Below are 23713 nucleotides of genomic sequence, written 5' to 3' on the forward strand. Positions count from 1 at the left end.
GAAATGTAGATTGTCAACAATCTGCAATAAACAATTGACAAGATAGAAGGGTCGGCGTTAAATAAAAAACGAGCTGGGTTGACGGGCCTGCACTCAGGTTGGTCATCGCAGTGTCACCGCCGACACGAACGAGTCAACAACATTGCAGGCTTTCCACAAAGGACTTTTTATGCGACTGGCTTCCCACCTCAAATCCCTGTCAAAGGCGATCTGTCTTCTTGGCCTGCTGGCCGCCTCCACCGGCGCCTTCGCCCAGAAAACCCAGTTGCTGGTTTACACCGCGCTGGAAACCGACCAGATCAAGGCCTACCAGGAAGGCTTCAACAAGGTGTATCCCGACATCGAAATCAAATGGGTGCGCGACTCGACCGGTGTGATCACCGCCAAGCTGCTGGCGGAAAAATCCAATCCCCAGGCCGACACCATCATGGGTGTGGCCGCCTCCAGCCTGGCGCTGCTCGACAAGCAGGGCATGCTCGAGCCCTATGCGCCCATCAATCTTGACGGGATCATGAGTCAGTACCGTGACAAGAAGAAAGTCCCCGCCTGGTTCGGCATGGACGTGTGGGGCGCCACCGTGTGCTTCAACACCGTCGAGGCCAAGAAGAAGAACATCCCCACGCCCGAAACCTGGCAGGACCTGACCAAGCCCATCTACAAGGGCCAGATCGTCATGCCCAACCCCGCCTCCAGCGGCACCGGTTACTTCGACGTGACCGCCTGGCTCACGCTGTTCGGCGACAAGGACGGCAAGGGCGGGGGCTGGAAGTACATGGACGCGCTGCATGAAAACATCGCGCAGTACACCCACTCGGGCTCCAAGCCCTGCAACATGGCGGCCGCCGGCGAATTCCTGGCCGGCATCTCGTTCGAGTACCGCGGCAACACCAACAAGGCCAAGGGCGCACCCATAGACCTGGTGTTCCCCAAGGAAGGCCTGGGCTGGGACCTGGAAGCCTTTGCCATCCACAAGGGCACGAAAAAACTGGAGGCTGCCAAAAAGCTGGCCGACTGGGCGTCGAGCAAGGACGCCATGATGCTCTACGGCAAGAACTTCGCCATCACCGCGCAGCCCGGGCTGGCGCCGCCGCTGGCCAATGTACCCAAGGACTACGAGGCCCGCCTCGTCAAGATGGACTTCAACTGGGCCGCCGACAACCGCGAGCGCATCCTGAACGAGTGGACCAAGCGCTATAACTCCAAAACTGAAAAAAAGTAGCCCCCCTGTCAGCGGCCTTTGGCCGCTGTCTCCCCCCAGGGGGGCAGCCGCTGTGGCCCGGCGAAGCCGGTTCCACGCGGCTGCTTGCTTGATACCGCGCTGCCTGTCCAGGTAATCCACGTACGGCCCACGAATGACCCAAGACACTTTTCTGAACCTGCGCCATATCCGCAAGGAGTTCGGCGGTTTTACGGCCTTGCAAGACATCAACCTGGACATCCGCAAGGGCGAGTTTGTCTGTTTTCTCGGGCCTTCGGGTTGCGGCAAGACGACACTGCTGCGCATCATTGCCGGGTTGGAGGTGCAGACATCCGGTGAGGTGCACCAGGGCGGGCGCGACATTTCGCGGCTGCCGCCGGCGCTGCGCGATTACGGCATCGTGTTCCAGAGTTATGCGCTGTTTCCCAACCTCAGCGTGGCCGACAACGTGGCCTACGGCCTGGTCAACCGCAAGACGCCGAAGGCAGAGGCCGCCAAACGCGTGAGCGAACTCGTCAAGCTGGTGGGCCTGCCGGGCAGCGAAGCCAAGTACCCCAGCCAGCTCTCGGGCGGCCAGCAGCAGCGCATTGCGCTGGCGCGGGCGCTGGCCACTTCGCCGGGCCTGCTGCTGCTGGACGAGCCGCTGTCGGCGCTGGACGCGCTGGAGCGCGTGCGCCTGCGCCAGGAAATACGCGCGCTGCAGCAAAAGCTGGGCGTGACCACCATCATGGTCACGCACGACCAGGAAGAAGCCCTGAGCGTGGCCGACCGCATCGTGGTGATGAACCACGGCCTGATCGAGCAGGTCGGCACGCCCATGGAAATCTACCGCGAGCCGGCCTCGCCATTTGTCGCTGACTTTGTCGGCAAGGTCAATGTGATGCCGGTGCGCGTGAGCGGCGGCGAAATGAAATTCGGCGCGCTGTGCCTGCCCTGCGACGGCGCCGACCGCGAGGCCAAAATCTACCTGCGGCCCGAGGACGTGCTGGCCCGCCCGATTGCCGCCGGCGACGCCCATGTGTTTGATGCCACCATCGAGAAAATCGAGTTCCTGGGCTCCTTCTGCCATGTGCATGTGGCCTCGCCCGCGCTGGGCGGCCACAAGCTCACGGTGTATCTCTCGCTCAATTTCCTGTCGGAGCAGTCGCTGCAAGTGGGCTCCTCGCTGCCCCTGAAGCTGCTGCCCGAGCGCATCAAGGTGTTTTGATGCCGGTCTTCACGCCCCCCGCGCCGCCCATGGTCAGGCAGCGCGCGCACTGGATAGACCACCTCGCCTACGCGGCCCTGGCGCTGGCCGCCCTTATCCTGGTCGTGTTCCTCGCGGCGCCGCTGCTGGCCATCCTGCAGCAGGCGCTGCTGGGCAAGTCCGGCGACTTCATCTGGTTCGACAACTTCATCGAGTACGCCAAGACCCCGGCGCTGCTGGAAAGCCTGTGGAACAGCCTCTGGGTCTCCGCCGTGGTCACCCTGGTCGCCGTGCCGCTGGCTTTCGGTTTTGCCTACGCGCTGGCGCGCTCCTGCATGCAGTACAAGGCGCTGTTTCGCGGCATCACGCTGATCCCGTTGCTCGCGCCTTCGCTGCTGTCGGCGATTTCGCTGATTTACTGGTTCGGCAACCAGGGCGTGCTCAAGGCCTGGATGCAGGGCATAGGCATAGACCAGATCTACGGCGCCCCCGGCATCGTGGTGGCCGAATGCTTCGCGGTGTTCCCGCATGCGCTGATGATCCTGGTCACGGCGCTCACGCTGTCGGACGCGCGCCTGTACGAAGCCGCCGACGCCATGGGCACCAGCGCCAGGCGCAAGTTCTTCACCATCACCCTGCCCGGCGCCAAATACGGCCTGATCTCCGCCGCACTGGTCACCTTCACGCTGGTCATGACCGACTTCGGCATCCCGAAAGTGATAGGCGGCAATTTCAACGTGCTGGCCACCGACGTCTTCAAGCTGGTCATAGGCCAGCAGGATTTCGCCAAGGGCGCGGTCGTCGCCATCCTGTTGCTGGCGCCCGCCGTGCTGACCTTCGCGGTCGACCACTACGTGAGCAAGCGCCAGACCGCGATGCTGACGGCGCGCGCCGTGCCCTACCGGCCCACGCCCTCGCGCGGCTACGACTGGGTCATGACGCTGTACTGCTGCGCCATCGCCTTCCTGGTGCTGGCCATGCTGGGTATGGCGGTGTTCGCCTCCTTTGCCAGCTTCTGGCCCTACAACCTGACCCCCAGCCTGCGCCACTACACCATGGGCCTGGTCGACGCGGAAGTCGGCGTCGGCTTTGTCAACAGCCTGAAGATGGCGGCGGGCACGGCCGTCTTCGGCACCGCGCTGGTGTTCTGCAGCGCCTACCTGCTCGAAAAAACCAAGGGCATGGACGGCCTGCGCGGCTTCGTGCGCATGCTGGCCATGCTGCCCATGGCCGTGCCCGGCCTGGTGCTGGGCCTGGGCTACATCTTCTTTTTCAACGCGCCCGGCAACCCGCTGAACGGCCTGTACCACACGCTGACCCTGCTCACGCTGTGCACCATCGTGCACTTCTACACCACCGGCCACCTGACGGCGGTGACGGCCCTCAAGGCGCTGGACGGCGAATTCGAGGCCGTCAGCGCCTCGCTCAAGGTGCCCTTCTTCAAGACCTTCTGGCGCGTGACATTGCCCATCTGCACGCCGGCCCTGGTCGACATCGCGCGCTACTTCTTCATCAACGCGATGACGACGATCTCCGCCGTCGTGTTTCTCTACTCGCCCGAAACCAAGGTCGCCTCCATCGCCATCCTGAACCTCGACGAGGCCGGCGAGATCGGCGCCGCGGCGGCCATGGCCGTGCTGATCGGTGCTGCCTCGACGGTTGCCACCCTCCTGTTCATGGCGCTCGCGTGGTGGGTCAACCGCCGCACCCAGGCCTGGCGAGGCGGCGCGCGCTGAGCACAGGCATGCAGGATCATCGCCACCTTCGCATGCTCACGCGCTACGCGGCCTGGGCGAACGACCGGCTCTTCATCGCGCTGGAGCAGCTGCATCCCGATGAAGTAACAGCCCCACGCGCAACCTCCTTCGGCAACATGATCCGTACGTTGAACCACGCTTATGTGGTCGACCTGATCTGGCAGGCGCACCTGCAGGGCCGGCCGCACGGCTTTACCTCCCGCAACACCGACACCACGCCAACACTGGCGCAACTGCGCGAGCAGCAGCAGGCGCTCGACGACTGGTACATCCTTTATGCGGACGGCTTGACCGGTGGCACGCAAAGCGAGGTTGTGCACTTCAAGTTTGTCGACGGCGGCGAAGGCGCCATGACCCGCGGCGACATGCTGTTGCACGTCGTCAACCACAAGACCTTCCACAGGGGTTATGTGGCCGACATGATGTACCAGGTGCCGGCAAAGCCGCCCAGCATGGACTTGCCGGTTTTCCTGCGCGACGCGGCACCCGAGCTGAAGTAAACCAGACCCCCAAAAAACAAAGAGGCAAGCCATGGACAGAGACAAAATCCTTTTAACTCCCGGGCCGTTAACCACCACCTTGCGGACCAAGCTCGCCATGCTCAAGGACTGGGGCTCCTGGGACAGCGACTTCAACGCCGTCACCGCCAGCGTGCGCAAAAGCCTGCTGGCCATCATTCATGGGCAGGCGTCGCACGTCGTCGTGCCGCTGCAGGGCAGCGGCACCTTCAGCGTGGAGGCCGCGGTGGCCACCGTGGTGCCGCGCGACGGCCATGTGCTGGTGCTGGACAACGGCGCCTATTGCAAGCGCGCGGCCAAACTCACCACGCTGATGGGCCGGCGCTGCACCGTCATGCCCTTCGACGAGGCGGCGCAGGTCTCCCCCGTCGCGCTGGACGCCATGCTGGAAGCCGACACCAGCATCACCCACGTGATGCTGATCCACTGCGAGACCGGCGCCGGTGTGCTCAATCCGCTCCAGGAAATCGCCGACGTCTGCAAGACCCACGGCAAGGGCCTGCTGGTGGATGCCATGAGTTCCTTCGCCGCGATAGAAATCGACGCGCGCAAGGTGCACTTCGACGCGCTGGTGGCCGCCAGCGGCAAATGCCTGGAGGGCGTGCCCGGCATGGGGTTTGTGTTTATCCGCAAGGCGGTGCTGGAGGATTGCGCCGGCCGCAGCCAGTCGCTGGCCATGGACCTGCACGACCAGTACACCTACATGGAAAGAACCACGCAGTGGCGCTTCACGCCGCCCACCCATGTGGTGGTGGCGCTGGCCGAGGCGATTGCCCAGTTCGAGGAGGAAGGCGGCCAGCCCGCGCGCCTGGCGCGCTACGAGAGCAATTACCGAACGCTGGTCGCGGGCATGGCAAAACTCGGCTTCAAGCCCTTCCTGGACCCGGCCATCCAGGCGCCCATCATCGTGACCTTTCATGCACCGGCCGACAACCGCTACGACTTCAAGGCCTTTTATGCCGCCGCGCGCAATCGCGGCTTTGTCCTATACCCCGGCAAGCTGACCCAGGTGGAAACTTTCCGGGTCGGCTGCATAGGCGCCATAGGCCCCAACGAAATGGCGCAGGCGGTGCAGGCCGTGGCCGGCGCCCTGCAGGACATGGGCATCAGATCCGCGGCACCAGCCGCCTGAGCAAGAGCCACGCGGGTAACAACGTTCTCTTCACCAGCAGGGGCCGCGGGACTGGCTTTGCCAGACCGCAGGCGCAGCGGCCCCCTCCGTCATGAAAGGGGCAGGGAGAAGGGCCGCAGGCCACACGAAGTGAGCGACCGTGGGGGCCCTAATGCCACCGGCGAAACGATTCAGAAGGCAGCTCGCCAAACATTTGCTGGTAGTCGTGCGCGAAATGACCAAAATGCCAAAAACCCAGGTGCGTTGCAGCTTCCGTCACGGACGTGGCGGTTTTCAACGCCTGCCTGGCGGCGTTCAAGCGCACGGCGCGCAGATAAGCCAATGGGCTGATGCCCAGCGTCGTCTGAAAACCGTTTTGCAGGGTGCGCCGGCTCACACCCAGCTGTTGGCACAGCGCCAGCACACTGGGCGGCTGCTCCAGCTGCGCATGCACCAGCTCGCGGGCACGTCGCGTCAGCGTCCAATGCCCATGGGCGCCGACCGAGTCCGCGCTACCCGCGGGTGCAAGAACGCGGCCAAGTTGCTCCATGACGGTGTCAAGCATGGCGGCCTGAACAGCGGGCGACTGCAGCAATGCCGGCGCCGCCTCGACCGTATCCAGCACCCCCGTCAGGCACTGCCTGAGCCCCGCCTGCGCGGCGGCATCCAGCGGGCGCAGGCCGGCCTGCGCACCGAGCCGCGCCTGCAGGGCCGGGTCGTGTTCGCCGCAGCGGCGCCAGGCCGCTTCATCGAGCTCCAGCCCCAGCATGACATGGCGCCGGGAGGAGCGGAACTCAAAACCCGACGCCCCCGAAAACACGTGCAACGCCCCGGCATCGCTGGGCGCGCCGCAAAAAACGCTGGGCCCTTCAACCTGCAGCGGCAGCCCCAGGGCCAGCGCACCATCACGGATCTGGCCGGTCTGATAGACAGACTCCCGCAGGCTTTCCACAAAGAGGCGCAGGCCCGCGAACTCCAGCTGGCGCACCTCCCCGCCAAAGGCGCCTCGCGAGAGCTGGAGGTAGCTCTGGTTCCAGCCCGTGAGCGCTGCCGCCTGCTCGTCCGCGTCGGCAAACGACGCGCGAGACAGCAGGGCTGGCTGGACGGTGTCGGAAGGGTGTGGCATCGCCGCATTCTTGCAGGATTCGTGCCGCATGCAAGCTACGGTTTGAAACAGTTCGACTTACTTGCCTCCCCTTTTGCGCCCATTCCCCGGGCAAGCTTGCCGCCCTATTTGCCGAAATGGGATTTCAACCCACCCATCGCCGCCCTACGATGCAAAACGGCCTCACCGGGCCACCAACCTCGCAACCTATAGGGAGCCACCATGTCAGAACGTTCCGGCGTCCAGTACGCGAAAGTCGACGGCAGCTACTTTGAAAAGAGGGGACTGCGCCGCTATGCCGGCGTCTGGTCGCTCTGGGCCCTGGGGGTGGGCGCCGTGATCTCCGGCCACTTCGCGGGCTGGAACCTGGGCCTGGCCAACGGCTGGGGCAGCATGCTGCTGGCCACCATCATCATTTCCGTGATGTACCTGGGGCTGACTTTTTCGCTGGCCGAAATGTCGCCCGCGCTGCCGCACACCGGCGGCGCCTATTCCTTCGCGCGCACCGCCATGGGGCCCTGGGGCGGCTTTCTGACCGGGCTGGCCGAGAACGTGGAATATGTGCTGACGCCGGCCGTCATCGTGTTTTTCATCGGCAGCTACATGGGCAGCATCTTCGGCACGCCGCCGGCCTGGCAGCCGCTGTGGTGGATAGGCTTTTACGTCGTCTTCATAGGCCTGAACATCGTCGGCGTCGAGCTGTCCTTCAAGATCACGCTGGCCGTCACGCTGCTGGCGCTGGCCTGCCTGGTGGCCTTCTGGGTCAGCGCTTTCCCGCGCATAGACTTCGCGCGCTGGGCCATGAACGTGGGCGCCGGCGGCGCCGTGCTGCCCGAGGGCCGCGGCCCCTTCCTGCCGCTGGGATTCGGCGGCGTGCTCGCGGCCCTGCCCTTTGCCGTGTGGCTGTTCCTGGCGATAGAGCAGCTGCCGCTGGCGGCCGAGGAGTCGGTGGACCCGCGCCGCGACATGCCGCGCGGCATCATCGCCGGCATCTTCACGCTGATCCTGTCGGCCTTCATGATCCTGTGGCTCAACCCCTCGGTCGCGGGCATAGGCTCACACGCGCTCAGCACCTCGGCCGAGCCGCTGCTGGACGGCTTCAAGGCGATCTACGGCGGCGGCATCGCCAAGGTGCTGGCGCTGGTCGCGGTGCTGGGCCTGGTGGCGAGTTTCCACACCATCATCTTCGCCAAGGGCCGGCAGATCTATTCACTGAGCCGGGCCGGCTACTTCCCCTCGGCGCTGTCGGTCACCCACGGCAGCCGCAAGACGCCGCACATCGCCATGATCGTCGGCTCGGTGGTCGCGCTGGTGGTGATGTTCGTGCTGTGGTTCACACTGGGCGTGGACAAGGGCTCGGCCGTGATAGGCGGCACCTTGCTCAACATGGCCGTCTTCGGCGCCATGTTTTCCTATGTGATGCAGGCGCTGTCCTTCATACGGCTGCGCAGCAAGCTGCCGCACATGGAGCGCCCCTACCGCAGCCCGCTGGGCGTGGCGGGCGCCGTGCTGACTCTGCTGATCGCGCTGGTCACCATTTACTTCCAGCTCAGCGACCCGGTCTACCGCGTCGGCGTGCTCTGGGTTGCGCTGTGGTTCGCCATCGGCGTCAGCTACTTTGCCGTGGCCGGCCGGCACCGCCTGATCCTCTCGCCCGAAGAAGAATTCGCGATCAGCCTGGCCGAAAAAGGCCGGGCTGCGGCCTCTACCTGAAACACAAGGCGCGCACACCATGGCTAAAAAAGCTCCCACCCCTTCCGCATCCCGCGGCGCGCTGGACTCCCTGCGCAAATCGGGCGCCAACAAGATGAAGGTCGCCGTCAGCGACATCGACGGCGTGTTGCGCGGCAAATACCTGCACAGGGACAAATTCCTGGGCGCGGCCGAGCCCTACCCGGCCGGCGGCTTCGGCTTTTGCGATGTGGTGCTGGGCTGGGACATGATGGACAACTGCTACGACAACACCACGGTGACCGGCTGGCAGCACGGCTTTCCCGACGCGCTGGCCCGGCTGGACCTGGCCACCCTGCGCCATGTGCCCTGGGACAACAAAGTGCCTTTTGTGCTCGGCGAGTTCGTCAACGCGGACGGCACGCCGCATGCCGTGTGCCCGCGCCAGACGCTCAAGCGGGTCTTGAAGCGCGCCGAAAAAATGGGCTTCACGCCCATGACGGGCATGGAGTTCGAGTGGTTCAACTTCCTCGAAACCCCGCACAGCTGGGCCGCCAAAAACGGCGTGGGGGCCGAAAAACTCACGCCCGGCATGTTCGGCTATTCGCTGCTGCGCATGAACCAGAACCAGGGATTTTTTAACGCCATCATGGACGAGATGCTGGCCTTCGGCATCCCCATCGAGGGCCTGCACACCGAAACCGGCCCCGGCGTCTACGAAGTCGCCATCGCTTTCAGCGAAGCGCTGGAGCAGGCCGACCGCGCCATCCTGTTCAAGACCGGCACCAAGGAGATCGGCTCACGCTTCGGCATCATGCCCAGCTTCATGGCCAAACCCCATCAGCAGTTGCCGGGCTGCAGCGGCCACATCCACCAAAGCCTGTCCGACGGCAAGAACAACCTGTTCTACGATGCGAAGAACCCGCGCAAGATGAGCAAGCTGTTTGAAAGCTATATCGCCGGCCAGGTCGCCTGCATGATGGAGTTCGGCCCCATGATCTGGCCCACCATCAACAGCTACAAGCGCCTGGTCGACGGCTTCTGGGCGCCGGTGAAACCGACCTGGGGCATGGACAACCGCACGGCGAGCTTTCGCGTGATCGCCAGCAGCCCCAAGGCCACCCGGCTGGAGACCCGCTGCCCAGGCGCCGACGTCAATCCCTACCTGGCCATGGCGGCCGTGATCGCGGCCGGCCTGCACGGCGTCGAAAAAGGCCTGAAGCTGGGCGCGCCCATCACCGGCACCAATGCCGGGGCCGAGCACATCCCGCGCGCACCGCGCACCCTGATAGAAACCACGCGAATTTTCCAGAAATCGGCCATCGCGCGCGACTGGCTGGGCGATACTTTCGTGGATCACTTCGCGGCCACCCGCGAGTGGGAGTGGCGGCAATGGCTGGACGCCGTGACCGACTGGGAAATGAAACGCTATTTTGAAATCATCTAGGGCCGCTGACACGATGCAGATTCGCCGACTTGAAGTTTCCGACGCACCGGTCTACCGAGCGCTGCGCCTGCGCGGCCTGCGCGAGCACCCCGACGCCTTCACCTCCAGCTTCGAGGAGGAAAACCAGCGCCCGCCGGCCGACACCGAAAAGCGCCTGTCACCCGCGTCGGACACCACCATGTGGGGCGCCTTCGTGGAGGGCACGCTGGCCGGTGTGGTCGGCATGACGCGCGAGACGCGCCTGAAGAACCGCCACAAGGCCACGCTGGTCGCCATGTATGTCGCGCCCGAATATGGCGGGCAAGGCTTGGGCCTGGCGCTGGTCAACACCGTGGTGCAGGCCGCCAAAGCCGAGGGTGTGGAGCTGCTGGTGCTAACCGTGACCGAGGGCAACAAGCAGGCCGCCGGCCTCTATGCCCGCGCCGGCTTCGCGCCCTTCGGCATAGAACCCGACGCCATTCGCGTGAACGGCGTACCGTTCGGCAAACAGCATATGTTCCTGCAACTAACCTCCGCCGCCTGACTCTTTCAGCCAACCGAAAAAAGACACCCCATGAGCACCACCAACTTCTCTTTCCCCACCGCCATCCGTTTCGGCGCCGGCGCGCGCAAGCAGGTCGCCGAGACCCTGCTGGCCGCCGGCTGCAAACGCCCGCTGATCGTGACCGACAAGGCCCTGGGCGCGCTGCCGGTGCTGGCCGAATTCAAGACCCACCTGGGCGGGCTGGACGTGGCCGTGTTCTCCGGCGTCTTCGGCAACCCGACCTGCAGCCAGGTCATGGACGGCGCCGCGGCCTACAAGGCCCACAAGGCCGACTGCGTGATCGGCTTCGGCGGCGGCGCGGCGCTGGACGTGGCCAAGGTGGTCGGCATTGCCGCCACCCACGAAGGCGACATCCTGGAATACGTCTGGGACCACCCTCAGGTGCGGCCCATCGTCAACGAGCTGCCCTACTTCGTCGCCCTGCCCACCACCTCGGGCACAGGCTCCGAGGTCGGCCGCTCCTCGGTCGTCAGCGAAAACGACACGCACTTGAAGCGCGTGGTCTTCAGCCCCAAGATCCTGGCCAAGGTGGTGTTCGCCGACCCGGAACTCACGCTGGGCCTGCCGCCGCATGTGACGGCCGCCACCGGCATGGACGCGCTCACCCACAACATCGAGAGCTACCTCTCGCCGGCCTACCACCCGCTGTGTGACGGCATCGCACTCGCGGGCACGCGCATCGCGGCCCATGCCCTGCTCAAGGCCGTCAAGGAGCCTTCCAACCTGCAGGCGCGCAGCGACATGATGATGGCCTCCATGATGGGTGCCATCGCCTTCCAGAAAGACCTGGGCGCGGTTCACTCCTGCGCGCACGCGCTGGGTGCCGTCTGCGACCTGCACCACGGCCTGGCCAATGCGCTGATGATTGACACCGTGCTGGCCTGGAACTACGAATCGGCGCCCGCCAAGTTCGACGAACTGGCCCACGTCTGCGGCGTGGCCGGCGGCGGCAAGGCGCTTGTGCCCTGGCTTAAACAGCTCAAGGAAAGCGTGGGCATCACCGGCCCGCTGTCGGCCCATGGTGTCAAGCGCGAACAGCTGCCTCGCCTGGTCGCGATCGCCACGGCCGACATCTGCCACCAGACGAATCCACGGCCTTGCAAGGCCGAGGACTTCCAGAAGCTCTTTGAGGCCGCTCTATGAACGCTAATAGGGAAACTCTCGCGATGACTATGCGTCGTGCGATACAGGGTATTCATTCAGCAGGGGCCGCGGAACCGGCTTTGCCGGGCCGCAGGCGCAGCGCCCCCTCGGGGGGAAGCGTAGTACGCGAAGCGACAAGCGTGGGGGCTTTATGACTTCCGCCAGCCGCCTGAAAATCGGGCTGTCGGCCTGCTTCTCGCACGCCGACCCGACGCGCTCCTACTTCACCGGCAAGACGCTGCAGTACGTCGAGCAGTCGATCGCGCACTGGGTCATGTCCTCGGGCGCCATGGTGGTCATGGTGCCCTGCCCCACGGGCAGCACGCAGCGCGGCGACGTCACCTATGAACATTACGCGCAATGGCTGGACGGCCTGGTGCTGCACGGCGGCGCGGACGTCTGGCCCGGCAGTTACGGCGAGGAGCCGCTGGACGAAAAATGGTCGGGCGACCGCATCCGCGACGAATACGACAAGGCCCTGGTGGCCGCGTTCGAAAAAGCCGGCAAGCCGGTCTTCGGGGTTTGCCGCGGGCTGCAGCTGCTCAACGTCGCCTTCGGCGGAACGCTCTACCAGGACATCAACACCCAGGTACCCGATGCTTTTGTGCACCGCGACGCCGCGACCTACGACCTGAACTTCCACAGCGTCAACATCGTCCAGGGCTCCAGGCTGTCGGCGCTGTACCCCGGTGTGGAGCGCGTGCGCGTCAACAGCATCCACCACCAGGGCATCAAGGACCTGTCGCCCGAATTCGAGGCCGAGGCCTTCAGCGTGGACGACGGCATCGTGGAAGCCATACGCCGCAAGGACAAGCGCAAGAGCTATATCGCCGCCACCCAGTGGCACCCCGAATTCCACAAACCCGGCTCCGACACGATCGACGACGCCGCCGTGCTCGACGACTTCCTCACGGCCGTGGCCGCCGCCAAACACAAGGCAAAACAAGCATGAACACACTCGCCGTCCACAACCCCGCCACCGGCGCGCTGATCGCCGAACTGCCCGCCGACGACGCGGCCTCCGTCGCCGCCAAGGCCAGGCGCGCCCGCGCGGCGCAGCCTGCCTGGGCGGCTGTGCCCCTGGCCGAACGCAAGGCCTGCATCACGCGCTTTCGCGCCGGCATCGTCGCCGAGCTCGACGCGCTGGCCGCCGTCATGACGCGCGAGACCGGCAAGCCGCTCAAGATGTCGCGCAATGAATTGAACGGTCTGCTCGGGCGCATAGACTTCTTCCTGGCCGAGGTCGGCGGTGCCACCGGCACGCAGACCGTGTTCAACGAGGGCGGCATGGCCGAGCAGATCGAGCACACGCCGCTGGGCGTGGTCGCCAACATCTCGGCCTGGAACTACCCCTGGTTTGTGGGCGGCAATGTATTCATCCCCGCGCTGCTCACAGGCAACGCGGTGCTCTACAAACCCTCGGAATACGCCGCGATGTCGGGCCTGGCCATGGCGCGCCTGCTGCATGCCGCCGGCGTGCCGCAGGACGTGTTCATCCCGCTGATTGGCGGCGGCGCGGTGGGCGCGGCGCTGATGGAGCAAAAGATCGACGGCCTGTTTTTCACCGGCTCGCACGCCACCGGGGCAAAAATCGCACAGGCGCTGGGCCCCCGCCTGGTCAAGCTGCAGCTCGAGCTGGGCGGCAAGGACCCGACCTATGTCAGCGAAGACGCCAACGTCAAGAACGCGGCCGAATCGCTGGCCGACGGCGCGATGTACAACACCGGCCAGAGCTGCTGCTCGGTCGAACGCATCTACGTGCACGAGAAAATTTACGACGCCTTTGTCACCGCCTTCCTCGAAACGGTGAAGACCTTCAAGACCGGCGACCCCATGAGCGAAGAAACCTATATAGGCGCGATCACGCGCGCGCCGCAGCTCGACGTGCTGGACGCCCAGGTGGCCGACGCCAAGGCCAAGGGCGCCACCCTGCTGGCCGGCGGCAAGCGGGGAGCCGGCCCCGGCAACTGGTACGAGCCCACGGTGTTCGCCAACGTCAACCACAGCATGGAACTGATGCGCGAGGAAAGCTTCGGCCCCCTCATAGGCATCCAGAAGGTCTCGGGCGACGCCGAGGCCGTCAAGCTCATGAACGACACGCGCTACGGCCTGACGGCCGGCGTCTTCACGCCCGACGAGGCGCGCGCCAAAGCCTTGCTGGCCCAGGTCAATGCCGGGAGCGTCTACTGGAACTGCTGCGACCGCGTGAGCCCGCGCCTGCCCTGGAGCGGCTACGGCGATTCGGGCGTGGGCCTGACGCTGTCGACCTACGGCATCCAGACCTTCACAAGGCCCAAAGCCTGGCATTTGCGCCAACCATGAAGCTCACCCTTTTCGATCTGGACCACACCGTACTCAACGGTGACAGCGATGTGCTGTGGTGCGATTTCCTGATCGAGAAGGGCCTCCTGGGAAAGACCGAATTCACCGCGCGCAATGCCGACATGGCGGCGCGCTACAAGGCCGGCACCGTCGGGCTGAAAGAGTTCGCCGATTTTTACGTGGGCACGCTGGCCGGCCGCACCGTTCAGGAGTGGGAGCCGCTGCGCCAGGAATTCCTGGCCAAATGGATAGTGCCGCGCATCACGCCGGCCGCCGTCGCACTGGTCGACAAACACCTGGAGGCGGGCGACCTGGTGGTCATGACCACGGCCACCAACCGTTTCATCACCGAACTCACAGCGATCTACTTCGACATCGAACACCTGATCGCCACCGAACCCGAGATGCGCGGCGACCTGTTCACCGGCAGCACCACCGGCGTGCTCAATATGCGCGAGGGCAAGGTCGAGCGCCTGCACGCCTGGCTCACGGCGCGCGGCCTGCGCTTCAAGGACTGCAAGAGCACGGCCTACAGCGACTCCATCAACGACCTGCCGCTGCTCGAAGCCGTCAAGCACCCGGTCATGGTGAACGCCGACGCGACGCTGGCGGCCATAGGCGGCGAGCGCGGCTGGCCGGCGCTGCAACTGCACTGAGACTGGCCCGCCCGGCCGCGACCGGCCGGATTCACAGCGGTATGCGCCGGCACACAAGCCTGAGGCGCGCCTGCCCAAGCGATGCGGGAAACGCGGCGCAACAATGCCTGCAAGCCGCGCGCCCCTGCCGGCCGCGCATCCGCCCTTCCACCTTCCAAGGCCCTCCGCGTGCAGACCAACTTCTCGCCCGACCAGCTGGCCGACGTGCACATCGCCGAGGCCGACAAAATCCTCAAGTCCTGCCAGCATTACGGCTTTTGCACTTCAGGCTGCCCCACCTACGTGCTGCTGCACGACGAGAACGACTCGCCGCGCGGCCGCATAGACCTGATCAAGGAGATGCTGGAAAGCGGCCCGGCGCCCAGGGCGCAGACCGTGGCGCACCTGGACCGCTGCCTGTCCTGCATGTCCTGCATGACCACCTGCGCGGTGCAGGTGGACTATATGCACCTGATAGACACCGCCCGCGTGCACATCGAAAAAACCTATTCCAGGCCCCTGCCCGACAGGCTGCTGCGTGAGCTGCTGGCTTTTGTGCTGCCGCGGCCGCGGCTGTTTGCCGCGATGCTGGCACTGGGGCGCCTGGGCCGGCCGCTCAAGCCGCTGCTGCCGGCCGGGCTGCGCCGCCTGGTGGACTTCATCCCGCCGCCGGCCGCCGCACGCAGGCCCGCCCTCACAATTTACCCCGCAGCCGGCCCGCGCCGCTGGCGCGTGGCCCTGCTGGCCGGTTGCGTGCAGCCGGTCATCGCACCGCACATCAACGACGCCACCCTGCGTCTGCTGACACGTTTCGGCTGCGAGGTCGTGGTGCCCGAATCAGCCGGTTGCTGCGGCTCGCTGAACCTGCACATGGGCAAGGCCGAGGCGGCGCGCGCCTCGGCCAGGCGCAACGTTCTGGCCTGGCTGGCCGAGATGCAGGGCGAAGGCCTGGATGCGATCATCGTCAACGCCTCAGGCTGCGGCACCACCGTCAAGGACTACGGCCACCTGTTCCTGGACAACGAAGCCGAACGCCTGGATGCCGAAAAAATCGCCGCACTCTGCCACGACATCTGCGAATGGCTGACCGCCATGGCCTTGCCCGAACCGGCCGAACCGCGCCGCCTGCGCGTGACCTACCACGACGCCTGCTCGCTGCGCAACGCGCAGAAGGTGACGGCCGAACCACGTGCGCTGCTCAGGCATGCGGGCTTCATCGTGAGCGACGTGCCCGAATCGCATTTTTGCTGCGGCTCGGCCGGCACCTACAACCTCCTGCAGGCCGACATCGCCCGGCAGCTCGGCGAACGCAAGGCCAGTCACATTGCCGGCACCCGCCCGCAAATCATTGCGGCCGGCAACATCGGCTGCCTCACGCAGATCGCCCGCTACAGCGCCGCGCCCATCGTGCACACCGTCGAGTTGCTGGACTGGGCACACGGCGGCGAGACGCCGCCGGCGCTGCGGGACCTGGTGCTGCAGGCGCATCCGCCCGGCATCGAATCCCCAATTGCCGACGCAGCAGGCAGCAGCCAGCCGATCCGTATCCACCCGCGCGGCACGGCCACCGACGCGGCCGGCCAAGCCATCTGGTAGGCCGCCAACCCCTCACGCCAAACAGGAGACAAAACATGGGCACATCAATGGACGCATTCCTGCAAGAAGCCGGGCAGGCCATAGGCGCGCAGTGGGTCGACACCCGCGACGCCACGCTGGCGCGCTACGGCGAGCACACGCTGCCGGCCGGGCGGCGCACGCCGGGCGCGGTGCTGTTTCCCGACTCCACCGCCGACGTGCAGGCCATCGTCGCGGCGGCCAACCGCCACGGCGTGCCGCTGTATCCCATCAGCACCGGCAACAACATCGGGCTCGGTTCGCGCGCGCCCATCGCCACCGGCCAGGTGGTGGTCGACCTGGGCTTTCGCATGAACCGCATCCTCGAAGTCAACGAGGAAATCTGCTACGCGGTGCTGGAGCCCGGCGTGAGTTTCCAGATGCTGCACGACGAGCTCGCGCGGCGCGGCGACAAGCTGATGATTTCGGCCACCTCGGGCCCGCCGCACGGCGGCGTGATCGGCAACGCGCTGGACCGCGGCGCGGGCTACGGTCCTTATTTCGACCACTTCGGCATGCTTTGCGGCATGGAGGTCGTGCTGGGCAACGGCAAGCTCATACGCACGGGCGACGGCAGCCTGCAGACCGATAACCGCCTGAACTGGCACGTCTCCAAATACTCGGCCGGCCCGGCGCTGGACGGCTTGTTCTCGCAGTCCAACTACGGCATCGTGACGCGCGTCGGCGTCTGGCTGATGCCGCGCCCGCCGGCGGCGCGCTCATTTCACTTCACCTTCCCGGATGACGACGACCTGGCAGAGATCGTCGACCTGTGCCGGCCCCTGAAGCTGTCGAACTTCGTGCCCACGCTGTTTCGCATCTCCAACGATCTCTACGCCATCAGCTCGGAAGCGAAGAACCAGGAATACCTGGCCGGCAGCAAGGCCTCGATCAGCGACGGCGCGCGCCGCGCCCTGCGGGAAAAGCACGGCCTGGGCGCGTGGCAGGTCTCGGGCCTCTTTTACGGCGCCAGCGACGCCGCCATCGAGCCCATGATCCAGCGCGTGCGCGCGCATTTCGAGCGCAGCGGCAAGGCCCGCTACATCGCCCACGAGGAAGCCACCGCGATCGCGCCGCTGCGGGTGGCCATCGAATCCATGACCGGCCGCCCCGGCATCATCGAGCTCGGCATGCTGCAGTGGCGCCCCGGCAGCGGCAACTCCTGGTTCCTGCCGGGCACACCCATGGCCGGGCGCCACGCGCTGGAGCTGGACCACCTCGGCCGCGGCATCTTCAAAAAATACGGCATGGACTACATCGTCATGCACGTGGCCAGTGCCCGCTTCGCGCGCGGCCTGCATGTGCTGGTGTGGAACAAGGACGATGCCGACGAAAACGCCCGCGCCGACGCCTGCTACCGCGAACTCGCGGTGGAATTCGCCCGGCGCGGCGTGGGCGTGGGCCGCGCGCCGGTGGACTACCAGTCGCTGCACATGGACCAGGTGATGCCGGAGCTGCGCGAAACCTACAGCGCCATCAAGAAGGCGCTGGACCCGAACGGCATCATCGCGCCCGGCAAATACGGCATCACAGTGGCTTAGGCCAGGCCGGCCCCGCCCTCGGGGCTCCTCAAATGGCACAATGGCCCGCACCACCTTCTCAGGGGACCGGCATGGACGTATTGACCTTCAGCACCGAGCGGCACGCCCCGCCCGACCGCGCGGAGTCCTGGCAGAAATTCATCTGCGACATGATCCACAACGTCGCGGTCAAACGGTTTTCCCCGGCCGATTTTTCAGCGCAGATTTCGGCCCGGCGCCAGGGTGATGTCAGCTGCGCGGCCTTCCGCTCCCGGCCCCACGACCTCGCCGGCCGCGGCGAGCGGGCCAGCGACGCGGGGGGCGCCGGCTACCTGCTGAGCTGGCAGCTCGCGGGCAAGGCCTACATCACCCAGGGCGACACGCGCATCGTGCTGCACCCCGGCGAACTGGCGGTGATCGACGGTCGGCTGCCCATGCAAATCTCCTTTCCCGATGACGTGAGCCGCATTGTGGCCAAGCTGCCGGTGCGCTCCATTGAAAGCCGCCTGCCCGACATACGACGCTCGCACGCCTTCGCCTTGCGCCCCAGCGGGCCGTTTTCCGAGGTGCTGCTGTCTTACCTGAAGGAACTGGCATCGGGCACGCAGGACTTCACGCGCGACGAGGTCAACCTGCTGGCGGACAACATCTGCAACCTGCTGAAGATCACCTCGCGCCAGGGCGGTGTCGCCAGCGCCGCGCCGCGCGACCTGCAGCGTGAAGCCGTGCTCAATTACATTCGCCGGCGCGCCGGCGACCCGGCACTGTCGCTGGACGTGGCTGCCGGCCAGCTCAACATGTCGACGCGGCTGGTGCAAAAGCTGCTGCAGGAAGTAGAGACCAGCTTCACCGGCCTGCTTACGCGCGAACGGCTGGCGCTGGCGGCGCAGCTGCTGGCAGCGCAGCGCGGCGCTTCGGTGGCGGACGTCGCCTTCAGCGCCGGCTTCAACGACGTCTCGCATTTCAACCACCTGTTCAAGCGTCACCACGGCATGACACCGTCGGAATACCGGGCGGGGGTCTGAAGGTTTTTCGGGCGCCCCCCTTGGCGGCCCCCTTGCCGCGTCGCAAGTCCGTTAACGGCGAGCCAGGCCGGGCCGGCGCGCGCACCATGCGGTCTTTCAGGAACTGTCACCCATGCAAGCATCGCTTCCGCCCGACTTCCAGCGCCTGGCCTGGTCCAACCTCGCGGCCCAATCGGCCGAACAGCTGAGCCTGGCGGCCGTGCCACTGGTCGCGGTGCTGGTGCTGGGCGCCGGACCCGGCGAAATAGGTCTGCTGGCGGCGCTGCAGACTTTGCCCTTTTTGCTGCTGGCCATTCCCATGGGCCTGCTGGCCGACCGCGTCTCGCGCTGCCGGCTGATGGTGGCGGCCGAGACCCTGCGCGCGCTGTCACTGATGGCGCTGCTGACCATGGTGCTCACGGGCCGGCTGTCGATCGCGGGGTTGGCGCTGCTGGGTTTTATCGGCGCCGTGGGCACCGTCTGCTTCAGCGTGGCGGCACCCGCGCTGGTGCCGGCCATCGTGCCGCGCGAGGCGCTGGCACGCGCCAACGGCCGGCTGGAGTTGGCGCGCAGCATGGCTTTCGCGGCCGGGCCGGCGCTGGCCGGGGCATTGGTCGCCTGGGCCGGCGCACCTGCCGCCTTTGTGCTGGCCGCCGTGCTGTCGGCATCGGCCGCAGGCTTGCTGTTCAGCCTGCGTGAGCCGGCCCGCACGCCGGCCGTGGGGCGCCACGCGCTGCTCGAAATTCGCGACGGCGCGCAGTTTGTCTGGCGCCAGCCCTATTTGCGGCCCATGGTGCTCACCGGCATTGTCTGGAACATCGCCTGGTTTGTGCTGCAGGCCGCTTATGTGCCCTATGCGGTGCGCGTGCTGGGCCTGACGGCGCAGGGCGTGGGCATCACGCTGGGGGCTTACGGCGCCGGCATGGTGGTGGGCGCGCTGCTGTCGCCGCGCGTGGTGGCGGCCATGGCTTTCGGCCGCGCTATCCAGCTCGGCCCGGCCGTCTCGGTGCTGGCCGCCGCAACCATGGTGGCCACGCTGTTCATTCCCAGCGGGGTTCTGGCAGGCATGGCGTTTTTCCTGTTCGGCGCCGGGCCCATCGTCTGGACCATCACCTCGACCACCTTGCGCCAGAGCGTCACGCCGCACGCCATGCTGGGCCGGGTCTCGGCCGTGTTCCTGACCGTCAATGCCGGCTCGCGGCCCCTGGGCGCGGCGCTGGGCGGCGTGGTGGGCGCGTCCATGGGCGAGGCCGCCTGCCTGTGGCTGGCGCTGGCCGGTTTTGTCCTGCAGGCAGCGGTGATTTTTGCGTCACAGCTGCACGCGCTGCGGCAGCTGCCCGAGCCGGCGGGCTGAAAGACCACCAGCGCTCCGCGAGGCCTTATTCTGCGGTGAGGTGCTTGCCGACAATGCCTGCCAGTTCAAACATCGTGACCTGCGGCTTGCCGAACACCGGCAGCAGCTTGGCGTCGGCATTGATGGCGCGCTTGTTGGCCGCGTCCTGCAGGCCCTCGGCCTTGATGTAGTCCCAGAGCTTTTTGATGACCTGGGTGCGCGCCACCGGCTCGGCGCCTATCACCGCGGCCAGCGCGTCGCTGGGCTTAAAGCCGGCGCCCGGCTTGGCGACGCGCGGCGTCTTCGGCTTGGCGGTTTTGGCCGCGGGCGCCTTTTTGGCTGCGGCTTTTTTCGCGGCCGGTGCTTTCGCGGCCTTGGCCGCGACGGTCTTGCCGAAAGGCGTTTTCACCGTGCCTGTCTTGGCGGCCGCCGGCTTGCGCGGCGGGAATTTGGAGGGCGCGAATTCGAAATTCACCTTGTCGGCCTCCTTGTCCCAGGCCAGCATGGCCTTGAAGGGCCGGCGCGTGCGCATGGAGACAAACTTGTCGAGCAGGTCGGTCTTGCCGGTTTCCAGCAGCTTGTGCATCTGCTCGCGCTCTATGGGCTGCTGCAGGATGACCTGGCCGGTCTTGAAGGTACAGCTGGGTGTCGGCTGCTCAAGTGTCGGCACAGACTTTTCGCAGACGTAATTCTTGCCGAGCTCGAACACGCGCGAGGCGCAGCGCGGGCAGGGACCCAGCGACTGCTGGCCGGCGAAGTCGACGATCTCGCCGGTCTCGGCGTTCTTGTCGTCGCCGAAATCAAACTCGAGCTTGTAGTTCTTCGTCTCTTCGTCGAACTTGATCACCATCTCGGCGGTGAAAGGCCAGCCGGCCTTGGAACGGAAGCCGTCCAGCGGGCCGATTTTTTTGTCGCGCAGGAACTGCTCGACCTCGGCCACCTCGAAGGTGCGGCCGGCCGGCGTCTTGCCGAAGCTGAAGCCGCAGCCATCGTCGCCGTTCTTGCCGGTGCAGGTGTAGCGCCGGTAGTTTTCCTTCATGACGCCGCCGCAATTGGGGCAGGGCGCGGACAGCGTGGCGTAGTCGCCGGGAATCGTGTCCTTGTCGTAGCCCTTGGCCTTGTTGACCAGGTTTTCCGTCATGGCGGCGATCTCGGCCATGAATGTTTCGCGGCTGAGCTTGCCGTGCTCCATCTGCGCGAGCTTGTGCTCCCACTCGCCGGTCAGCTCGGCCTTGGAGAGTTCCTCCACACCCAGGCCGCGCAGCAAGGTCATGAGCTGGAAGGCCTTGGCCGTGGGGATCAGCTCGCGGCCTTCGCGCAACATGTATTTCTCGGCGATCAGGCCTTCAATCGTGGCGGCGCGCGTGGCCGGCGTGCCCAGGCCTTTTTCCTGCATGGCTTCGCGCAGCTCGTCGTCGTCAATCGTCTTGCCGGCGCCTTCCATGGCGCCCAGCAGGGTGGCTTCCGAATAACGCGCGGGCGGACGGGTCTTCAGGCCCTTGGCTTCGACCACCTCGGCGCGCACCATCTCGCCGGGCTTGACCGGCACCAGGCTCTGCCCCTTGTCGCCGTCCTTGGCATCGGCCACCTCGTCGGCCGCTTCCTTGCCGTAAATCGCGAGCCAGCCCGGCTTGACCAGCACCTTGCCCTCGGTCTTGAAGCTGTGGCCCACCGCCTGTGAGATGCGTGTGGTCACCAGGTATTCGGCGCTCGGGAAGAACACCGCCATGAAGCGGCGCACCACCAGGTCGTAGAGTTTCTGCTCGGCTTCGCTCAGGCCGCTGGGCGCCTGCAGCGTGGGGATGATGGCGAAGTGGTCGCTGACCTTGGCGTTGTCGAAGATGCGCTTGCTGGGCTTGATGTAGCCGCCCTTGAGCGCGGTCGCCGCATGCGGCGCCAGGTGTTTCATGCCGCTGTCGGCGAGCATTTCAAAGGTCTGCCTGACCACGGGCAGGTAGTCTTCCGGCAGCGCGCGCGAGTCGGTACGCGGGTAGGTCAGCGCCTTGTGGCGTTCATACAGGCTTTGCGCGATCGCCAGCGTGGTCTTGGCCGAGAAGCCGAACTTGCCGTTGGCCTCGCGCTGCAAAGAGGTCAAATCGAACAGCAGGCCGGCCGCCTGCGTGGTGGGCTTGCTTTCTTCGGTCACCGTGGCGGCCTTGCCGCGCACGGCCTCGGCGATCGCCAGCGCCTCGCGCTCGGACCAGACGCGGTCGGCCTTCAGCTCGGGGTCGGGCTCGGCATTGTCGGCATTGGCCGCGGCTTTTTTCCACTTGGGGTCGAACCACTTGGCCGGGTATTCGCCGGCCTCGGCCAGGAAGGTCGCGTGGATTTCCCAGTAATCGCGGCTCACGAACTTGCGGATTTTTTCCTCGCGCTCCACCACCACCGACAGCGTCGGCGTCTGCACACGGCCCACGGTGGTCAAAAAGAAACCGCCGTCGCGCGAGTTGAAGGCCGTCATGGCGCGTGTGCCGTTGATGCCGACCATCCAGTCGGCCTCCGAGCGCGACCGCGCCGCGTCGGCCAGGCCCTGCATCTGCTTTTCGCTGCGCAGGCTGTCAAAGCCCTCGCGTATCGCGGCCGGCGTCATGGACTGCAGCCACAGGCGCTTGACCGGCAGCTTGCTGCCCGCGTATTGCTGGATCAGCCGGAAGATCAGCTCGCCCTCGCGGCCCGCGTCGCAGGCGTTGACGAGCGCGCCCACGTCCTTGCGCTTGGCCAGCTTGACGATGGCGTTGAGCCGCGTCTTGGTCTTGTCGATGGGCTTCAGGTCGAAATAGGGCGGGATCACCGGCAGGTTGGCGAAACTCCATTTGCCGCGCTTGACGTCGAACTCCTCGGGCGCCTGGATCTCGACCAGGTGGCCCACGGCCGAGGTCACCAGCCATTCATCGCTTTCAAAGTACTCGTCGTGCTTTTCAAACTTGCCCGCCGTGGACGTGATCGCCCGCACAATGTCTTGCGCGACCGATGGTTTTTCTGCAATCACCAGGGTTTTCATAAGTACTTCTTCAAACCTTCTACATCTTCGGGGAACATTTCCCCGCTTTCCGCGAATACGACTTTGCCTTCACGGCCGTCCGCCGACACCTTGAGCACCACCACCACGGGCAGTCCCGCCGGCTTGGGCAGGCGTTTGGCGACTTCCGGCGTCAGCATCCCGGCGGGGAAACTGTAGCCCTTGGCCTTCATATAGGCCGCGGCGGCGGCCGGCTGCTTGTCGATGGACAGTGCCAGCACCTCCAGCCCCTTGGCCTTCTGGGCACGCCACAGCGCTTCTATATGGGGCGATTGCAGCGCGCAAAAAGGGCACCAGCTGGCCCACCAGTACACCACAAGCGTCTTTGCGCCCACATCGGCGGGCTTCCAGGCGCTGCCGTCCAGCAGCGCCACGGCCGGCAAAGCCAGGCTGCTGCCGACCCTGGGCAGGGGGCTTTCCCCGTCCTTGGCCCACGCCGGCAGGCCCAACCCGGCCATCAGGACGGCGGTCGTCTTCAGCAGGTTTCGGCGCTTGAACATGAGGGGCTCCAGGGGTGCGTCACGATGCATCACTACAATAGCGGCTTCTCGCGCATGTACGCGCGCGGGTGCGCACGCATACGCGC

General features: G+C 66.0%; 19 protein-coding genes. 16 read left to right on the forward strand and 3 right to left on the reverse strand.

Annotated features, from left to right (window positions below):
* Nucleotides 1-169: 169 nt before the first annotated feature.
* The 5 genes from PMI15_RS14515 (at nt 170) to PMI15_RS14535 (ending at nt 5791) form a co-directional block, all read left to right on the forward strand.
* Nucleotides 170-1219 (forward strand): putative 2-aminoethylphosphonate ABC transporter substrate-binding protein, encoded by a 1050-nt coding sequence (locus PMI15_RS14515; protein ID WP_007870279.1) that lies wholly within the window; start codon nt 170-172, stop codon nt 1217-1219.
* 133 nt (nt 1220-1352) lie between these two features.
* The gene (locus tag PMI15_RS14520) at nt 1353-2405 is read left to right on the forward strand and encodes a putative 2-aminoethylphosphonate ABC transporter ATP-binding protein (RefSeq protein ID WP_007870282.1); all 1053 of its coding nucleotides are present in this window, start codon (nt 1353-1355) and stop codon (nt 2403-2405) included.
* Nucleotides 2405-4120, forward strand: a complete 1716-nt coding sequence (locus tag PMI15_RS14525; RefSeq protein WP_007870287.1) for a putative 2-aminoethylphosphonate ABC transporter permease subunit — start codon at nt 2405-2407, stop codon at nt 4118-4120. The genes PMI15_RS14520 and PMI15_RS14525 overlap by 1 nt, the downstream gene beginning before the upstream one ends.
* Before the next feature lie 8 nt (nt 4121-4128).
* A complete protein-coding gene (locus tag PMI15_RS14530) occupies nt 4129-4641 on the forward strand; it encodes a DinB family protein (RefSeq protein WP_051001981.1) in 513 nt (170 codons plus the stop codon).
* 31 nt (nt 4642-4672) lie between these two features.
* Nucleotides 4673-5791, forward strand: coding sequence for a 2-aminoethylphosphonate--pyruvate transaminase (locus PMI15_RS14535; protein WP_007870290.1), 1119 nt, complete (start codon nt 4673-4675; stop codon nt 5789-5791).
* Between the two features lie 148 nt (nt 5792-5939).
* On the opposite strand, the gene PMI15_RS14540 is transcribed toward PMI15_RS14535, so the two are convergent.
* Nucleotides 5940-6896 carry a helix-turn-helix domain-containing protein gene (locus tag PMI15_RS14540; RefSeq protein WP_157214632.1) on the reverse strand — a complete coding sequence of 319 codons (957 nt, stop codon included), beginning with the start codon at nt 6894-6896 and terminating at the stop codon, nt 5940-5942.
* Nucleotides 6897-7097: 201 nt separating this feature from the next.
* Here PMI15_RS14540 and PMI15_RS14545 point away from each other — a divergent pair, with 201 nt between their 5' ends.
* The 11 genes from PMI15_RS14545 (at nt 7098) to PMI15_RS14595 (ending at nt 20129) form a co-directional block, all read left to right on the forward strand.
* Nucleotides 7098-8588 carry an amino acid permease gene (locus PMI15_RS14545; protein ID WP_007870293.1) on the forward strand — a complete coding sequence of 497 codons (1491 nt, stop codon included), beginning with the start codon at nt 7098-7100 and terminating at the stop codon, nt 8586-8588.
* 19 nt (nt 8589-8607) lie between these two features.
* Nucleotides 8608-9993 carry a glutamine synthetase family protein gene (locus PMI15_RS14550; protein WP_007870295.1) on the forward strand — a complete coding sequence of 462 codons (1386 nt, stop codon included), beginning with the start codon at nt 8608-8610 and terminating at the stop codon, nt 9991-9993.
* A gap of 13 nt (nt 9994-10006) precedes the next feature.
* On the forward strand, nt 10007-10516 hold the full coding sequence (locus PMI15_RS14555; RefSeq protein ID WP_007870298.1) for a GNAT family N-acetyltransferase: 510 nt from the start codon (nt 10007-10009) through the stop codon (nt 10514-10516).
* 30 nt (nt 10517-10546) lie between these two features.
* Nucleotides 10547-11680 carry an iron-containing alcohol dehydrogenase gene (locus PMI15_RS14560; RefSeq protein WP_007870301.1) on the forward strand — a complete coding sequence of 378 codons (1134 nt, stop codon included), beginning with the start codon at nt 10547-10549 and terminating at the stop codon, nt 11678-11680.
* Between the two features lie 151 nt (nt 11681-11831).
* The gene (locus PMI15_RS14565; protein ID WP_007870305.1) at nt 11832-12632 is read left to right on the forward strand and encodes a gamma-glutamyl-gamma-aminobutyrate hydrolase family protein; all 801 of its coding nucleotides are present in this window, start codon (nt 11832-11834) and stop codon (nt 12630-12632) included.
* Nucleotides 12629-14002, forward strand: a complete 1374-nt coding sequence (locus tag PMI15_RS14570; RefSeq protein ID WP_007870308.1) for an aldehyde dehydrogenase family protein — start codon at nt 12629-12631, stop codon at nt 14000-14002. Before PMI15_RS14565 ends, PMI15_RS14570 begins: the two co-directional genes overlap by 4 nt.
* Nucleotides 13999-14658, forward strand: coding sequence for an HAD family phosphatase (locus tag PMI15_RS14575; RefSeq protein ID WP_007870310.1), 660 nt, complete (start codon nt 13999-14001; stop codon nt 14656-14658). The genes PMI15_RS14570 and PMI15_RS14575 overlap by 4 nt, the downstream gene beginning before the upstream one ends.
* A gap of 168 nt (nt 14659-14826) precedes the next feature.
* Nucleotides 14827-16233 (forward strand): glycolate oxidase subunit GlcF, encoded by a 1407-nt coding sequence (glcF, locus tag PMI15_RS14580; RefSeq protein WP_007870312.1) that lies wholly within the window; start codon nt 14827-14829, stop codon nt 16231-16233.
* A 35-nt stretch (nt 16234-16268) separates the two neighbouring features.
* Nucleotides 16269-17792, forward strand: coding sequence for an FAD-binding oxidoreductase (locus PMI15_RS14585; protein ID WP_007870314.1), 1524 nt, complete (start codon nt 16269-16271; stop codon nt 17790-17792).
* A gap of 71 nt (nt 17793-17863) precedes the next feature.
* On the forward strand, nt 17864-18796 hold the full coding sequence (locus PMI15_RS14590; RefSeq protein ID WP_007870317.1) for a helix-turn-helix domain-containing protein: 933 nt from the start codon (nt 17864-17866) through the stop codon (nt 18794-18796).
* 112 nt (nt 18797-18908) lie between these two features.
* Nucleotides 18909-20129 (forward strand): MFS transporter, encoded by a 1221-nt coding sequence (locus tag PMI15_RS14595; protein WP_007870321.1) that lies wholly within the window; start codon nt 18909-18911, stop codon nt 20127-20129.
* A gap of 25 nt (nt 20130-20154) precedes the next feature.
* Here the strand turns inward: PMI15_RS14595 and PMI15_RS14600 are convergent, their stop codons facing one another.
* The gene (locus PMI15_RS14600) at nt 20155-23109 is read right to left on the reverse strand and encodes a DNA topoisomerase III (protein WP_007870325.1); all 2955 of its coding nucleotides are present in this window, start codon (nt 23107-23109) and stop codon (nt 20155-20157) included.
* Nucleotides 23106-23627 (reverse strand): TlpA disulfide reductase family protein, encoded by a 522-nt coding sequence (locus PMI15_RS14605; RefSeq protein WP_007870331.1) that lies wholly within the window; start codon nt 23625-23627, stop codon nt 23106-23108. Before PMI15_RS14605 ends, PMI15_RS14600 begins: the two co-directional genes overlap by 4 nt.
* Nucleotides 23628-23713: the final 86 nt, after the last annotated feature.

The organism is Polaromonas sp. CF318 (genome assembly GCF_000282655.1).
GTDB lineage: Bacteria > Pseudomonadota > Gammaproteobacteria > Burkholderiales > Burkholderiaceae_C > Polaromonas.